Genomic DNA, 15152 nt, shown 5'->3' on the forward strand with positions numbered 1-15152 from the left:
CCGAACACACACCACGGAATGCCCCCCGAGCAATCGGGGGGCATTCCACTAACCCAAAATCAGACTTTGCACTTTTCGTGCACCCGCATTTCTTTTTCGCCTTTTTCCAGGGCGAGCAATGTTCTCTTTCGATCCAATCCGGCTGCGTATCCGGTAAGCCTTCCTGAGGACCCGATCACCCGATGGCAGGGAACAATGATGCTCACCGGATTGCGCCCGATGGCCAGGCCGACAGCGCGGGCGGCCCCCGGTGCGCCGATCTGCTCGGCGACCTGTCCGTATGTGCGGGTCTCACCGTAGGCAATTGTCTGCAGGGCAGCCCAGACCCTGCGCTGGAAGGATGTCCCGGTCAGTTCCACGGCGACGTCGAAGCTGTTGAGGTCGCCGGCGAAGTACGCGTCGAGCTGCGCTACGACAGAGTCGAACGCGCCGGCTTCTGCCGACTGCCAGCTGGAACGGTCCGGTTCGTGACTCTGCTCGGCCATCCGCAGGTTCGTCAACGTCGGACCCCGCCCAACCAACGTCAGCGGTCCGATGGGACTGTCGATCGTGCGGTAGTGAAACCGGTCGTGCGACCGGTCGTCCTTCGAAGCCATCGGTTGATGCTCCCACAGTCGGCATGTCCGGCCCGCGCGACCGCACCCCGGTCCGATGACCCGACCGCCTTCCGGTGATAATGCTTCGGAACAACCGGTTTCCGCATAGGATTCATCTCGCATCGACGCGTGTGGGCGCAGGCTCCTGCGGGCTACTTAGGAGGAATTGGATGGCGAACGAACGCGATACAGTGGCCGACGGCGTGGTCAGCAAACTCGAATGGCTTCGGGACTCGGTGAAGACCCATCCCGAGGGTGCCGCCGACTCAACCTGGGCCTGGATCGACGAACTGTCGAAGCGGGCCAGCACCGACGCGGCGTCGGCCGATTCCGACCTCAATGAACTGTTCCGGCTCGGCAAAGCTCCGTCCGACCTGCACGGCGCGACCGAGGGCATGCTGGTGATGACCACCACGAACCCGAAATTCGACGTCGTGGTTCGGGCGATCACGTCGCTGTGGATGCCGTGGCAGGGCAAGCGCTTCGACAAAGAAGCGGCAACCGGCGACAACCGCCTGACCCGCAGCACGGGCGTCGTCGGAAAGCTGCTGTGGCCGCTGTACTCGATGCGCGACCACACCGACGGCAAGCTGGCCTTCGACTTCGAGACCTACATCGAGGCGGGCAAGGAGGATCCCGACGTCGACGTCATGGTGATCGACTACGCCGACATCGAGAAGAACCCGAAGCTGGTCATCCGCAAGATCCGAGATGAACTCGTCGAGCTGGTGCCCGGCGTCTACCTCGGAAAGATCCTGTACAACACCGGCTCGGACTACTTCAAGCTCGGCTACTTCGCACTTCGCACCCCGCGCTGAAGCGCCGCCGAAACACCGCCAACTTCGACAACAAAAAAGCAGCGTTACCTAGGCCACAGGAGGGGCAGTCATGATTCTGAGCGATAAGCAGTGGTACGAGCAGCCTTCACTGATTCTGCAGATTCGGGCTCTGTCGAAGCTTCGAGACGATCTGCGGGAGAAGAACCTCTTCGAGGCTCATGACATCCGGCCCAAGGACGATCTCGGGGAACCCAGTGAGCAGGCCAAGCGGGCGCGGACGGCCGATGGCACGTTCAACGACCTCGCAGATCCCTGGATGGGAGCAGCGGGGACGGGGTTCGGGCGCAACGCCCCCCTGGAAAAGACCATCACCCACACCAAGAAGCTGCTCGACCCCGATCCGCGGGTCATCAGCCGCAAATTGCTGGCGCGAGACTCGTTCAAGCCGGCCGGCATCATCAACTCGTTCGCCGCGGCATGGATCCAGTTCGAGAACCACAACTGGTTCTTCCACGGCAACGGGGAAGCGGACAAGACGATCGACATCCCGCTTCGTGAGGGAGACAACTTCCCGGAAAACCCCATGCGGATCCGGCGGACCATCCCGATGAACGGCCGGGAGATCATCGATGGAGAGCCGGCGCCTGCGTTCGCCAACGCCGAGACCCACTGGTGGGACGGTTCCCAGATCTACGGCACGGGCCAAGACAAGCAGAACCAGGTACGCACGTTCACAGACGGCAAGGTCAAGGTCCAGGAGAACGGACGGCTGGCCGCCAGCGTCGAAACGGTCGGCATCGACCTGACCGGTTTCGAGGAGAACTACTGGGCCGGGGTCGGCCTGCTGCACACGCTCTTCGCGCGCGAGCACAACGCGGTGTGTGACGCCCTGAAGAAGGCCTACCCCAGCATGGACGACCAGCGGCTCTACGAGACCGCGGTGCTGGTGGTCTCCGCGCTGATGGCCAAGATCCACACCGTCGAATGGACGCCGTGCATCCTGCGTCACCCGGCGCTGCAGATCAGCATGGACGCCAACTGGTACGGCGCCCTCGGGGAGACCTTCAAGGAGAAGATCGGGCGGGTCGGTGACGGCGAGGTGCTGTCCGGAATCGTCGGATCCCCCAAGGACCACCACAGCGCGCCGTTCTCGCTGACCGAGGAGTTCGTCACCGTCTACCGGTTGCACCCGCTGATCGCGGACGACTGGAACTTCTTCTCGCTGGCGTCCGGCGAGCATCTGTTCAACAAGACCTTCACCGAGATCCAGGGCAAGTACACGCGCGACTTCATGCACAGCTTGGAGATGAGCGACCTGTGGTACTCGATGGGGCTGGGCAGCGCCGGGGCTGTGTGCCTGCACAACTACCCGGCCGCACTCCGCCAGTTGGAGCGCATCGACGGCCAGATCACCGACCTGGCCACGCTCGACCTTGTTCGCGACCGCGAGCGCGGGGTGCCGCGGTACAACGACTTCCGCGAGATGCTGCGCATGCCGCGCCGCAAGAGCATCGACGAGATCACCCCGAACAAGGAGTGGGCGCGGGAGATCAACGAGATATACAACGGGAACGTCGACATGGTCGACGTGCAGATCGGCATGCAGGCCGAGCAGCCCCCGAAGGGCTTCGGGTTCTCCGACACCGCCTTCCGGATCTTCATCCTGATGGCGTCGCGCCGCCTCAAGAGCGACCGCTTCTTCACCACTGACTTCCGTCCCGAGACGTACACCCAGGTCGGGTTCGACTGGGTGAACGACAACGGGATGAAGGACGTGCTGATGCGGCACTACCCCGAGTTGCAACCGGTGCTGGAGAACGTTGACCGGGTCTTCGCGCCGTGGCCCAAGCTGGGCGCGCCGGCCCCGGACAAGCCGAATCGGATCGTGCAGCTCGCTGACACGGTTCGCGCCTACCTGCCCTGGGGCTAAAGGACTGTGGCACAGGACTTTCCACACGCTTCAGCTCTAGAAGGCATAAGGTTCACCGCGCAGATCGGCGCCCCGAACATCATTCAGGGGTTGTTCAGCAAGCGGGAGTTACCGGTCAAGATCGCGTCCCGGTTGGGTACTGACCACTTGGGCTTTGAGTTGGTCGACGGCCTGGTCAAGAAGTACGGGCCCGGACCCTTCTATGTCCGCGTGGCCAAGGATGAGTCCCTGCTCGTCACCCACCCAGACGATCTGAAGTTCGTGTTGGGGGGATCGCCGGATCCCTTCGCCTCCGATCCGGAGCCGAAAGTCAAAGGCATGGCCGCCTTCCAGCCCGATGCCCTGACGATCTCGCGTGGCGACCTGTGGGCGCAGCGTCGGCAGTTCGCCGACGCGGTACTGGAGCCCGACCGGCCGGTACACCGGTTGGCGGAGTCGTGGACCGGCATCTGCGCGGACGCCGCCCGCGAACTGGCCGGAACACCGATCCAGTGGGCGGACATCGACCGCGCGTTCCTGCGGGTGATCCGCCGGGTCATCCTGGGCAACAGTGCCGGTGACGATACGCGCATCACCGATCTCCTCGGTGAGCTGATGGCCCAAGGCAACAAGATGCCGGGCGAGCCCGGGCCGCAATACCCGGAGTTCATCGCTGCCATCCAGCGCTACATCGACAAGGCCGAACCGGGCAGTCTGGCCGCGCAGGTCACGGCCGCCCCGACCCCGCCCGGGGGGGCGGCCGGGCAGATGGTCCACTGGATGTTCGCGCTCAAGGCGAACCTGGCAGCCAACGTGCTGCGTGCCCTCGCCGCGTTGGCCACCCACCCCGAGCAGCAACGGGAGGCCCGCCTCGAGGTTTCCCGAGCCGACCTCACCACCGCGGCGGGCGTCGCATCCCTGGATTACCTGGGTGGATGCCTGCTGGAGGCGATGCGGCTCTGGCCGACGGTGGGTCTTTTGGTCAAGGTGGCCCACCGCGATGTCGAATTCCCCAGCGGGGCAGTGCTCCCCGAGGGTCGGCAGGCGCTGATCTACAACGTCTTCAACCACCGCAACCGTGCCCGGATCCCGTATGCCGACCGATTCTCACCAGGTGAGTGGGTCAGCGGCAGCGCCGGGCAGGACTGGTCGTTCAACTTCTTCAGCCACGGGCCGCAGAACTGCCCGGGCGGTGGCATCTCGGTGTTCCTCGGCCAGGCGGTGATGGCCAACCTGCTCAACGCCGGTCCGTTGTCGGCCCGCGGCGTTCGATTGGACCCGGGCAAACCGTTGCCGCATGCCGTCGACCTGTACGGGCTGACCGTGCATGCCGGCTCGGCACTGTGACCGGCCCGACAAGTCTCTCGCGCAGCCGCACCCGGGGGTTATCAACGAACCTATGAACACCACAAGTGAGCATCTGCAGCGGGCGCTCGACGGCCGCTGGCGCGACACCAAGACGATGATCCGGGAGAAGCTGTCGCTGGAGATCTTCCGGCCGCACTTCACCCCGACCAAAGAGGTCGCCCGGGCCCGGGTCAATGCCCAGCTGAAGATCATCGCAGGGGCGGGGCAGGCCGAGGACGGCTTCCACAAGGAACGCGGCGGCACCGGTGACGCCGGGGCGGCGGTCACCAAGATCGAGATGCTGGCGATGTCGGATCTGTCCCTGATGGTCAAGGCCGGCGTGCTGTGGGGACTGTTCGGCGGGGCTGTCGAGAACCTGGGTACCGAGCCCCATCATGAGCGCTATGTCCGGCCGTTGATCACCCTGGATCTGCTGGGCTGCTTCGCGATGACCGAGACCGGCCACGGTAGCGATGTCCAGAACCTGGAGACCACCGCCACCTATGACCCCGACGCCGAAGAGTTCGTTATCAACTCCCCGACGCCATCCTCCCGCAAGGACTACATCGGGGGAGCAGCCGAAAGCGCCACGGTGGCAGCGGTCTTCGCGCAGTTGATCACCAAGGGCCAGAACCACGGCGTGCACTGCATCGTGGTGCCGATCCGTGATGCCGACGGCCACGACCTGCCCGGGGTCAGGACGTGGGACTGCGACTACAAGGGCGGCCTGCCCGGTGTCGACAACGGCCGGATCATGTTCGACCACGTCCGGGTTCCCAGGGAGAACCTGCTCAACCGATTCGCCGACGTCGAGCCCGACGGCACTTACTGCTCGGAGATCGAGAATTCGAATCGCCGTTTCTTCACCATGCTGGGAACCCTGGTCCGTGGCCGGATCACGGTGGGTGGCAGTGCCGCGCAGGCGGCCCGGGTGGCCTTGGACATCGCGGTGCGCTACGCATTGCAGCGCAAGCAGTTCAAGGCCGCAGGCGAGGACCGGGAAGTGCCGATCATGGACTACCTGGTGCACCAGCGCCGGCTGCTGCCGCACCTTGCCCATTCCTACGCGCTGCAGTTCGCCCAGAACGAACTCGTCTCCGCCATGCACGACCAGCAGACCGCCGAGGTCCTCGACCTGGAGGAGCAGCGGGATGTCGAGACGCGGGCGGCCGGACTCAAGGCGATCAGCACCTGGCACGCCAGCGCGGCGATCCAGGAGGCCCGGGAAGCCTGCGGCGGTGCCGGCTACCTCGCCGAGAACCGGTTGGTCGAATTGCGTGCCGACACCGACGTGTTCACCACGTTCGAGGGTGACAACCACGTGCTGCTGCAACTGGTCGCCAAGCACCTGCTCACCGAGTACAACGACGACATCAAGAGCATGAGCCCGGTCGAATGGGTCCGCTTCGCCGCGAACTACGCCGGCGGGCGGGTCGCGAAACGAACCGCAGCAGAGACCATCATGCAGACGATTCTGGACACCCGGCAGGACAACGAGGAAGAGGGCAGCCTGTTCAACCGCGGCACCCAGGCCAAGATGTTCCAGGACCGCGAGGAGTATCTGCTGTCCTCGTTGGCGCGCCGGTTGCAACGCAACTCCAAGAAGATGTCGGCCTTCGATGCCTTCAACGTTGCCCAGGACCATGTGATGCACACCGCCCGGGCTCACGTCGACCGCACGGTGCTGGAGGCTTTCGTCGCCGGTATCGACCGCTGTGAGGACCCGGAGGCCCGCCGGCTCCTCGAGATGCTCTGCGATCTCTACGCGCTGACCGTGATCGAGGCGGACAAGGCCTGGTTCATGGAGCACCGCCTGCTGTCCGCCGAGCGGGCCAAAGCGGTCACCCGAGGGATCAACGAACGTTGCCGCACCCTGCGCCCCCACGCGCAGACCCTCGTCGATGCGTTCGGCATTCCCGAACAACTCCGGGATGCCGAAATGCTGCATCCTGAACGGCTACCCACTCCCGGAGCGTGACGGCCCGATGAACATCGCCGAGGAGATCATCGACTGGCTCTACAGCGAGCACCTTCGCATCGACGAGGAGTGGTCGTATCGGCTGCCCACCGGATTCACCTGGTGGGCCGACGATTACGCCCAGACCGTCGAGTTCCTCGGGGAGGAGACCGGCCCCAGCGGCGAGACCGGATACTTGCTGTGCGTACGAACCGAGTTCCTGCGCGAATTGGACCTCAACCCGGCGGCGCTGGACGAGATCAGCGGACTGCCGATGCGGTGCGCCGCGATGGCCGGTCCGGTCTATGACGTCGAGGCGCGGATGGCCGACCTGTGGTCGATGGTCCGGGTCACCGATGACAACGGGGACTGGATGCGGCATCTGTTGGGGGCCGCCGCAGTGATGCAGTTGGCCGAGGCCCGACTTCTGGCGCCGGTGCTGGCCGACGCGGTCGGAGCCCGGCCCGCCACCAGCGAGCACCCGGAGAGCGGACGGCGGTCGGAGCCCGCCCAGATGTCCTTCGCCGCATCGGTGTTGGCCGGATCCGGCGATGAGCCGTGCGCCTGGCCCGAGGCCGAATTCCACGACGCTGCAGCGCTTTCGAACCCGGGTGTAGCCGATGTCGCCGGGCAGGTTCTGACCGCGGAGTTCCCGTTCGGCGACCAGACCTCGGCCTGCCGCATCGCGGGCGATCAGCCGCATCCACTCTACGGAGGCGGCCTTCTTGTGCTGCAAGGCTTTCCGGTTTCAGCCGACTCGGAGTCCGAGGGCATCGAACTGGCGCTGTCACTCAATGCGGCCACCCTCACCCGCGAGCAGAGTGGCTACGGCCTGGGTAGCTACGTCTACGCCGACGGGGCCGTGCACTTCAGCGGGTTCGTCCCCAATGCCCTTCACAAACCGGGACTCCTGCGCAATCTGTACGCCTCCTGCGCCGCGCGTGCGCAACGGATGGCGGCGCTCTTCGTCGACGGCCGGTGGGACCCCGAGATGTACTCGCTCGACATGGAGGTCCTGGCCCGGCGTCGGGCAGCCAAGCAGGCGATGATGCCGGTGGTCGAACGCCCGATCCAGGGATGCCCGATGATGCGGGCCCGAGCAGGAGGCGACTGACACCGTGCCCGACCCCATCGTCTTGCCGGGGGCGGCCGTCGCCGTCACCGGGGCCGCGCGCGGCATCGGATATGCCACCGCGAAGGCCTTCGTCGCCCAGGGCGCCCGCGTGTTCATCGGCGACCTCGACGCCGAACTGGCCAAGACGGCGGCCGACCAACTCGGCTGCTTCGGCACGGCCCTGGATGTCCGCTCCCGCGAGTCGTTCGCCGACTTCCTGGCCGCCGTCGATGCGCCGCTGCAGGTACTGGTCAACAACGCCGGCATCATGCCCGCCGGCCGGTTCGTCGACGAACAGGACGCCGTCACCGACGCGATCATGGACATCAACGTCAACGGCGTGCTGCGCGGCACGAAGCTGGCCCTGCCGGCAATGCTGGAACGCCGATCAGGGCACATCGTCAACGTCGCGTCCTACCTGGGTCAGGTGCCCGCAGCCGGGCTGGCCACCTACTGCGCCAGTAAACATGCGGTGGTCGGCTTCAGCGAGGCACTGCGCGATGAATTGGCCGGCACCGGGGTCACCGTCACCGCGGTGCTGCCCTCAGCGGTGCGCACCGACCTGGTGTCGGGGGTCAAGCTGGGCGGCATGCTTCCCACCGTCGATCCCGACGACATCGCCCGGGCGATCGTGCAGACCTGCCAGGACCGCACCGCGATCGTCGCGGTGCCGGGGTGGATGCGCAGCTACGAGGCCGCCGCCGCGCTGCTGCCCGATCGGATGCTCGGTGCCATCCGGGGCCGGCTGACCCGGCAGCGGGTGTTGCGTACCTTGGACACCGCTGCCAGGTCGACCTACGACGAGCGGATCCGGCGCGACGCCGCAGCCGACCGGTGATTCGCCGATGGCCGGCTTGGTTCAGCACTACCTCGACCGGCTGGTGGCCGAGTTCGCCCCGGTGGCCGATGGTGCGCTGGCCGACTACATCCCCGAACTGACTCAGGTCGACCCGACCAGCTTGGGGCTGACGCTGTCCTCGGCCGATGGATTTCTGTACGAATCCGGCGACGCCCGAACTGAATTCACCATCCAATCCATCTCCAAGCCGTTCACCTACGCGCTCGCCCTCGACCTCGCCGGACAGCAGCAGGTGGACGCCAAGATCGGTGTCGAGCCGTCCGGTGACGCCTTCAACGAGATCAGCGTCGACCCGGATACCAAGACGCCGAAGAACGCGATGATCAACGCCGGCGCCATCGCGGCGGTGTCCCTGATTCCTGGCGACAGTGCCGATGAGCGGTTCAGCAGGATCCAGGACTTCTACTCCGCCTGCGCGGGCCGCGCCCTGGAACTCGATGAGGACGTCTACCGTTCGGAGAAGGCGACCGGAGACCGCAACCGGGCGATCGCCTACATGCTGACCAGCTTTGGTGTGCTTGACGAGCCCGACGACGTTCTGGACGTCTACTTCCGGCAGTGCTCGTTGCGGGTCACCAGCGTCGATCTGGCCCGGATGGCCGCCACCCTGGCACGCGGGGGTATCAATCCGCAGACCGGCCGGCGGGTCACCAGCGCCGAGGTGGTGAGGCGCACTCTGAGCGTGATGGTGACCTGCGGAATGTACAACGGTGCCGGGGACTGGGTCAGCGCGGTCGGGATGCCGGCCAAGAGCGGAGTCGGTGGCGGGATCGCCGCGGTGCTGCCGGGCCAACTCGGTATCGGGGTCTACTCGCCGTTGCTGGACTCCCGCGGCAACAGCGTGCGCGGCGTGCTGGTGTGCCGGGCGCTCTCGGAGCGGCTGGGCCTGCACTTCCTGACCGTCAGCCGGGAGTCGCGCGCCACCATCCGCGCCGTCTACGAGGCCTGCGATCGCGTGCGCGTCTACGAGATGCACGGCGACCTGATGTTCGCCGGTGCCGAGCGGGTGCTGCGCTTCATCGACCGCGACAGTGGCGAGTTCTCGGTGGCGATCCTCGATGTCACCCGCGTTGACACCATCAACGACCCGGCCCGGGCGCTGCTGGCCAGCATGAGCACCACGCTCGACGCGGCCGGCAAGAAAGGCCTTCTGGTCGACCCCGACGCCGCGGTGATCCGCCCGGACCGCGGTTTTGACGATGTGGTGTTCGGCACCCTTGACGCTGCGGTCGCTGCGGCCCGGGACTGGCTGGCCGTCGGCCCGCTCGGTTAATCACCACCGATCAGAGCGGCGATCTGCACACGCTCGTCGTACCCGCGTAACTTTACCGGTTTGCCGAGGCGCCAGAATCGTCGCTCGCGCTCGGAGGCGGCGGCGATGGTGGCCGCTGAGGCCAGTGCGCGACTCGGTTCGGACCGGGCCAACTCGGCCAGCCTGGCGGCCTCGTTGACCGGTTCGCCGATCACCGTGTACTCGAAACGCTCACGGGCGCCGACGTTTCCGGCGACCACCTCGCCGGAGGCCACCCCGATCCGGGCCGGGCACTCCGGCACTTCCAGACGAAGCCGCCGGGCGATGGTTCGGGTGGCGCACAGGACGTCGGTCTCGGGGCTGTCCAGGGCGACCGGTGCGCCGAAGACGGCCAGGGCGGCGTCGCCCTCGAACTTGTTCACCAGGCCACGGTTGCGGTCGACCTCCTCGACGATGACGGCGAAGAACCGGTTGAGCAGTTCGACGACCTCTATGGGCGGGCGACTGGTGACCAGTTTGGTGGATCCGACGATGTCGATGAACAACACCGCGACGTGACGTTCTTCGCCGCCGAGGCGGGGCAGTTGCTGTTGCTCGGCGGCAGCGGCGACCTCGCGGCCGACGTGGCGCCCGAACAGGTCCCGCACCCGCTCACGTTCGCGCAGACCATCGACCATGGTGTTGAAACCGCGCTGCAATTCCCCGAGTTCGGTGCCGTCGAACACCACCACCTTGGCGTCCAGGTCACCGTCCTCAACCCGCTTGAGTGCCTCGCGCACCATCCGCACCGGGGTGGCGGTGAGCCAGGCCTGGATCAACATCAGGATGAAGCCGAAGACGAAGGCCGCCGCTGAGGTGATCAGAATGGCGACTTCCAGTTGCGTCTGGCTGAGGTTGTCCAGGATGAGCGAGAACATCCCTACCAGACCGATGCCGATCAGCGGCAGACCCGAAGCGGCCATCCAGATGGTCATGGTGCGCCCCATGATTCCCGGCGCTAGCCGCCGCGGCGGCTCCCCGGCTGCCAGCGCCTGCGCGGCGACCGGCCGCAGCGCGAACTCGGCGAACAGGTAGGAGCCGGTGGCGACCAGCACCCCGCAGAACGTCATGGCCAGCGATATCCGCGGGATGAAGTCGGTGTTGTAGCGGCCGTAGAGGGCGGTGAGCAGGACCGCGCCCACCCCCCACAGCCACAGGTGAACCAGGGCGATCCGCCACGGGGTGAGGAACGCGTTGCGCTGGTCGGTGCGCTCCGGTGGCCGATTCTCGATGGACCACCGCAGGTCGTTGACCGTCCGGGTGGTGATCCACCAGGTTCCGATGGCCAGCGCCAGCGCCATGTAGGTCGGTAGCACGATCGCCGGCAGCCAGAACGGGACGTCGGTGAACATGCTGGGAACCGGGAACGCCACCGCCACCAAGAGCAGAGCGACTGCGAATCCGATCAGGTTCACCGCGAACATGGCGACGGTGAGGATGGTCTGGATGCGAATTCGTCGCCGCGCCGGGGCTTCGGTCGGACGGCCCAGCAGCAGCGACCCGTAGGCCGGTGTCGGGGATACGCGGTCGCTCTGCCGGGTGACCCGCTCCAGAACGCGGCCCAGCCGCTGCGCCACGCTCGTCTTCATCGTGGCGTCAGCCTAGTTCTCTCACGCCGGACCCCTAAGCTGATCCGGTGCGACTCGTGATCGCCCAGTGCACCGTGGACTATCTCGGCCGGCTCACCGCCCACCTGCCATCAGCGCGGCGCCTGCTGCTGGTCAAAGCCGACGGTTCGGTCAGCATCCACGCCGATGACCGCGCCTACAAACCGCTGAACTGGATGAGCCCGCCGTGCTGGCTCACCGAGACCACCGACGAGCAGTTGTCGGTGTGGGTGGTGGAGAACAAGGCCGGCGAACAGTTGCGCATCACCATCTCCGAGATCGAGCACGACTCCAGCCACGAGTTGGGCATCGACCCGGGGCTGGTCAAGGATGGTGTGGAGGCGCACCTGCAGGAGTTGCTCGCCGAGCACATCGAACTGCTGGGGCAGGGTTACACCCTTGTGCGCCGCGAGTACATGACCGCGATCGGGCCGGTGGACATCCTCTGCCGCGACGAGCAGGGGCGTTCGGTGGCCGTGGAGATCAAACGGCGCGGTGATATCGACGGGGTGGAGCAGTTGACCCGCTATCTGGAGTTGCTCAACCGGGATCCGCTGCTGGCGCCGGTGGCCGGCGTCTTCGCGGCGCAGCAGATCAAGCCGCAGGCGCGCACCCTGGCGCAGGACCGCGGTATCCGGTGTCTCACTCTGGATTACGACTCGATGCGGGGTATGGACAACGACGAGTTCCGGTTGTTCTGATGTTCCGCCGGATCGAGTCCGGGCCGGACGGCCACGACTGTGAAGTGGTTCAGATTCCGGGGGCGCGGGCTCTCAAGACGTATCGATGCCCGGGATGCGACCACGAGATCCCTTCCGGCACAGCCCATGTGGCGGTGTGGCGGGTTGAGGATGCAGATGGACAGGACCGGCGGCACTGGCATACCCCGTGCTGGAAGAACCGGGCCAACCGAGGCCCGACCCGCAGGTGGTCCTAGCGGCGGCAGCCGCAATAGGCGCTGGCTCTCAGTGCCCGGCCGGTTCCACCAACTCCACCAGTACGCCGCCGGCGTCCTTGGGGTGGATGAAGTTGATCCGGGAGTTCGCGGTGCCGCGGCGGGGGGCGTCGTAGAGCAACCGCACACCGGCTGCCCGCAGTCGCTCGGAGAGGGCGTCAAGATCACTGACCCGGTAGGCCAGTTGCTGCAAGCCGGGCCCGCTCTTGCCGATGAACTTGGCGATGGTGCAGTTGTCGTCCAGGGGCGCCATCAGTTGCACCTGAACGCTGCCCTGGGGGGCGCCGCGAACGGCCAGCATGGCCTCCCGCACGCCCTGCTCGTCGTTGGTCTCCTCGTGCACCACGATCATGCCGAGATGGTCGTGGTACCACGTGATGGCTGCGTCCAGATCGGGCACCGCGATGCCGACGTGGTCGATGCCGGTTACCAGAGCGCTCGCCAGGACCGGGCGGGCGTCGACGTGCTCGGTGGTCATGACATCACGGTAACCTCTCAACCGGGTGGTTGGTCAGGTCAGCCGATTGTTCGTGGTCTGGATCACACTCGCTGCCCGGACGCTGGTCGAAGCCTGAGGAGGCAGAAATGACGACGTCGGTGATCGTTGCCGGAGCGCGGACGCCCATCGGGCGGCTGATGGGCTCGCTGAAGGACTTTTCCGGCGCTGACCTGGGCGCCCTCGCGATCAAGGCGGCTCTGGAGAAGGCACAGGTTCCGGCGTCGCTGGTGGACTACGTGATCATGGGTCAGGTGCTGACCGCCGGCGCGGGCCAGATGCCGGCTCGCCAGGCGGCCGTGGCCGCCGGCATCGGCTGGGATGTGCCGGCGCTGACCATCAACAAGATGTGTCTGTCCGGGATCGACTCCATCGCCCTGGCCGACCAACTCATCCGGGCCGGCGAGTTCGACGTCGTGGTGGCCGGCGGTCAGGAGTCGATGACCAAGGCCCCGCACCTGCTGATGGACAGCCGCGCCGGTTACAAGTACGGCGACGTGACCGTTCTCGACCACATGGCCTACGACGGCCTGCACGACGTTTTCACCGATCAGCCGATGGGGGCACTGACCGAGCAACGCAACGACGCCGATAAGTTCACCCGCCTGGAGCAGGACGAGTTCGCGGCAGGGTCACACCAGAAGGCCGCCGCCGCGTGGAAGGACGGCGTCTTCGCCGATGAGGTTGTGCCGGTGTCGATCCCGCAGCGCAAGGGTGACGCAGTCGAATTCGGCGAGGATGAGGGCATCCGCGCCGCCACCACCGCCGAGTCACTGGCCGGGCTGCGGCCGGCGTTTCGCAACGACGGCACCATCACCGCCGGTTCGGCGTCGCAGATCTCCGACGGCGGATGCGCGGTCGTGGTGATGAATAAGGAGAAGGCGCACGCGCTCGGACTGGACTGGCTCTGCGAGATCGGCGCCCACGGGGTGGTCGCCGGCCCGGACTCGACCCTGCAGTCCCAGCCGGCCAACGCTATCCGCAAGGCCGCCCAACGGGAAGGCATCAGCGTCGACCAACTCGACGTCGTGGAGATCAACGAGGCGTTCGCGGCCGTCGCGCTGGCCTCGACCCGCGAGCTCGGCATCGACCCGGAGAAGATCAACCGCAACGGCGGGGCGATCGCCATGGGCCACCCCATCGGGATGTCGGGGGCGCGCATCACCCTGCACGCAGCACTGGAACTTCTCCGCCGCGGCGGCGGCTATGCCGCGGCCGGGTTGTGCGGGGCCGGCGGTCAGGGCGACGCGCTGATACTTCGGCGCACCTGATAGCTCACCGCATCCGATGTCTCAGTACGACGGACGGTAGTAGCTGGCCGGTGGCCTCGGCACAATGGGCCCATGGCTGAACTGCTCAAGCGTGAGTTCGACGTCCGTAGTCCGGCTGGGCGGTTCCGCATCGTCGCGCTCGCCGAGGCGGTCAGCTGGATCGGCCTGCTGGTGGGCATGTACTTCAAGTACCTGGGCAGCCCCCGCACCGAGGTCGGCGTCAAGATCTTCGGCATGCCGCACGGCCTGCTGTTCGTCGCATTCCTGGTGACCGCACTGCTGGCCGGTCTGGCCTACCACTGGCGTCCCGGGACATGGCTGTTGGCTTTGCTGGCGAGCATCGTGCCGCTGGGCACTGTGATGTTCGTCATAGCGGCGGACCGGCGGGGGTGGCTCACCGCCCCGGCGGCGGCACCGCAGCGGGCACGGTCGGGTTCGGCCGTGCCAGACTTATCCCCGTGAGTAGTCCCCGCCCCCGAGTGGCGCCGGTGATGGCCGGCGCGGTTGATCTGTCTTCGCTCAAGCAGCGCGCCCAGTCCACAACGGCGGCCGGTGGGTCGGCTGCCGGCGTCGAGATCACCGAGGCCAACTTCGAAGCCGAAGTGCTGGTGCGCTCCGGCGAGGTCCCGGTCGTCGTCGTGCTCTGGTCGCCCCGCAGCCAGGCCTGCCTCAAACTGCTCGACGGCCTGGGCGCCCTGGCGACCGCTGACGACGGCAAATGGTCGTTGGCGACCGTGAACGTCGACGCGGCACCGAGGGTGGGAGCCATGTTCGGTGTGGAGGCGGTACCCACCGTCGTGGCACTGGCCGGCGGGCAGCCGCTGGCCAGCTTCGAAGGTCCGCAACCGCCCGACCAGTTGCGGCGGTGGATCGACTCGCTGCTGTCGGCGACCGCGGGAAAGCTGGCCGGCGCCGGCGCCGGCGCCACCCAGCAGCAGGTGGAACCCGCGCAGGCCGATGCCCGGGACAAA

General features: G+C 66.7%; 15 protein-coding genes. 12 read left to right on the top strand and 3 right to left on the bottom strand.

Annotated elements, in window-relative coordinates:
- Nucleotides 1–59: 59 nt before the first annotated feature.
- On the bottom strand, nucleotides 60–596 hold the full coding sequence (locus tag ADBZ5N_RS11215) for a methylated-DNA--[protein]-cysteine S-methyltransferase (protein WP_526257563.1): 537 nt from the start codon (nucleotides 594–596) through the stop codon (nucleotides 60–62).
- Between the two features lie 170 nt (nucleotides 597–766).
- Here ADBZ5N_RS11215 and ADBZ5N_RS11220 point away from each other — a divergent pair, with 170 nt between their 5' ends.
- From ADBZ5N_RS11220 to glsA, 7 genes are all read left to right on the top strand, one after another.
- A complete protein-coding gene (locus ADBZ5N_RS11220; protein WP_526257564.1) occupies nucleotides 767–1414 on the top strand; it encodes a hypothetical protein in 648 nt (215 codons plus the stop codon).
- Between the two features lie 70 nt (nucleotides 1415–1484).
- Nucleotides 1485–3305, top strand: a complete 1821-nt coding sequence (locus ADBZ5N_RS11225) for a peroxidase family protein (protein WP_526257565.1) — start codon at nucleotides 1485–1487, stop codon at nucleotides 3303–3305.
- A gap of 90 nt (nucleotides 3306–3395) precedes the next feature.
- A complete protein-coding gene (locus tag ADBZ5N_RS11230) occupies nucleotides 3396–4631 on the top strand; it encodes a cytochrome P450 (RefSeq protein WP_526257566.1) in 1236 nt (411 codons plus the stop codon).
- A 52-nt stretch (nucleotides 4632–4683) separates the two neighbouring features.
- The gene (locus ADBZ5N_RS11235) at nucleotides 4684–6609 is read left to right on the top strand and encodes an acyl-CoA dehydrogenase family protein (protein ID WP_526257567.1); all 1926 of its coding nucleotides are present in this window, start codon (nucleotides 4684–4686) and stop codon (nucleotides 6607–6609) included.
- Nucleotides 6533–7702, top strand: a complete 1170-nt coding sequence (locus tag ADBZ5N_RS11240; protein WP_526257568.1) for a hypothetical protein — start codon at nucleotides 6533–6535, stop codon at nucleotides 7700–7702. Before ADBZ5N_RS11235 ends, ADBZ5N_RS11240 begins: the two co-directional genes overlap by 77 nt.
- 4 nt (nucleotides 7703–7706) lie before the next feature.
- On the top strand, nucleotides 7707–8540 hold the full coding sequence (locus ADBZ5N_RS11245; protein WP_526257569.1) for an SDR family NAD(P)-dependent oxidoreductase: 834 nt from the start codon (nucleotides 7707–7709) through the stop codon (nucleotides 8538–8540).
- 7 nt (nucleotides 8541–8547) lie between these two features.
- A complete protein-coding gene (gene glsA, locus ADBZ5N_RS11250) occupies nucleotides 8548–9834 on the top strand; it encodes a glutaminase A (RefSeq protein WP_526257570.1) in 1287 nt (428 codons plus the stop codon).
- On the opposite strand, the gene ADBZ5N_RS11255 is transcribed toward glsA, so the two are convergent.
- Nucleotides 9831–11441, bottom strand: a complete 1611-nt coding sequence (locus ADBZ5N_RS11255; protein WP_526257571.1) for an adenylate/guanylate cyclase domain-containing protein — start codon at nucleotides 11439–11441, stop codon at nucleotides 9831–9833. The two genes, glsA and ADBZ5N_RS11255, sit on opposite strands and share 4 nt — an antisense overlap.
- Nucleotides 11442–11488: 47 nt before the next feature.
- Here ADBZ5N_RS11255 and nucS point away from each other — a divergent pair, with 47 nt between their 5' ends.
- Both nucS and ADBZ5N_RS11265 read left to right on the top strand, forming a co-directional pair.
- Nucleotides 11489–12160 (top strand): endonuclease NucS, encoded by a 672-nt coding sequence (nucS, locus tag ADBZ5N_RS11260; RefSeq protein WP_526257572.1) that lies wholly within the window; start codon nucleotides 11489–11491, stop codon nucleotides 12158–12160.
- Nucleotides 12160–12396, top strand: coding sequence for an Rv1322 family protein (locus ADBZ5N_RS11265; RefSeq protein ID WP_526257573.1), 237 nt, complete (start codon nucleotides 12160–12162; stop codon nucleotides 12394–12396). The genes nucS and ADBZ5N_RS11265 overlap by 1 nt, the downstream gene beginning before the upstream one ends.
- 28 nt (nucleotides 12397–12424) lie before the next feature.
- Here the strand turns inward: ADBZ5N_RS11265 and mce are convergent, their stop codons facing one another.
- Nucleotides 12425–12892, bottom strand: a complete 468-nt coding sequence (gene mce, locus ADBZ5N_RS11270) for a methylmalonyl-CoA epimerase (protein WP_526257574.1) — start codon at nucleotides 12890–12892, stop codon at nucleotides 12425–12427.
- A gap of 107 nt (nucleotides 12893–12999) precedes the next feature.
- Between mce and ADBZ5N_RS11275 the strand changes: the two genes are divergently transcribed.
- From ADBZ5N_RS11275 to ADBZ5N_RS11285, 3 genes are all read left to right on the top strand, one after another.
- Nucleotides 13000–14181, top strand: a complete 1182-nt coding sequence (locus tag ADBZ5N_RS11275; protein WP_526257575.1) for a thiolase family protein — start codon at nucleotides 13000–13002, stop codon at nucleotides 14179–14181.
- 72 nt (nucleotides 14182–14253) lie between these two features.
- Nucleotides 14254–14643: a DUF3817 domain-containing protein gene (locus ADBZ5N_RS11280; protein WP_526257576.1), complete on the top strand. Its 390-nt coding sequence runs from the start codon at nucleotides 14254–14256 to the stop codon at nucleotides 14641–14643.
- A partial coding sequence (locus ADBZ5N_RS11285; protein ID WP_526257577.1) for a thioredoxin family protein occupies nucleotides 14640–15152 on the top strand: 513 nt, incomplete at its 3' end. The genes ADBZ5N_RS11280 and ADBZ5N_RS11285, both read left to right, overlap by 4 nt.

It is taken from the genome of Mycobacterium sp., assembly GCF_044370595.1.
Taxonomy (GTDB): Bacteria; Actinomycetota; Actinomycetes; order Mycobacteriales; family Mycobacteriaceae; genus Mycobacterium.

What these genes read in the sequence shown, in the direction of transcription:
- ADBZ5N_RS11215 (WP_526257563.1), bottom strand. Translation starts at nt 596, where the DNA reads ATGGCTTCGAAGGACGACCGGTCGCACGACCGGTTTCACTACCGCACG.
- mce (WP_526257574.1), bottom strand. Translation starts at nt 12,892, where the DNA reads ATGACCACCGAGCACGTCGACGCCCGCCCGGTCCTGGCGAGCGCTCTG.
- ADBZ5N_RS11225 (WP_526257565.1), top strand. Translation starts at nt 1,485, where the DNA reads ATGATTCTGAGCGATAAGCAGTGGTACGAGCAGCCTTCACTGATTCTG.
- ADBZ5N_RS11255 (WP_526257571.1), bottom strand. Translation starts at nt 11,441, where the DNA reads ATGAAGACGAGCGTGGCGCAGCGGCTGGGCCGCGTTCTGGAGCGGGTC.
- glsA (WP_526257570.1), top strand. Translation starts at nt 8,548, where the DNA reads ATGGCCGGCTTGGTTCAGCACTACCTCGACCGGCTGGTGGCCGAGTTC.
- ADBZ5N_RS11280 (WP_526257576.1), top strand. Translation starts at nt 14,254, where the DNA reads ATGGCTGAACTGCTCAAGCGTGAGTTCGACGTCCGTAGTCCGGCTGGG.
- ADBZ5N_RS11275 (WP_526257575.1), top strand. Translation starts at nt 13,000, where the DNA reads ATGACGACGTCGGTGATCGTTGCCGGAGCGCGGACGCCCATCGGGCGG.
- ADBZ5N_RS11265 (WP_526257573.1), top strand. Translation starts at nt 12,160, where the DNA reads ATGTTCCGCCGGATCGAGTCCGGGCCGGACGGCCACGACTGTGAAGTG.
- ADBZ5N_RS11220 (WP_526257564.1), top strand. Translation starts at nt 767, where the DNA reads ATGGCGAACGAACGCGATACAGTGGCCGACGGCGTGGTCAGCAAACTC.
- ADBZ5N_RS11240 (WP_526257568.1), top strand. Translation starts at nt 6,533, where the DNA reads ATGCGTTCGGCATTCCCGAACAACTCCGGGATGCCGAAATGCTGCATC.
- ADBZ5N_RS11235 (WP_526257567.1), top strand. Translation starts at nt 4,684, where the DNA reads ATGAACACCACAAGTGAGCATCTGCAGCGGGCGCTCGACGGCCGCTGG.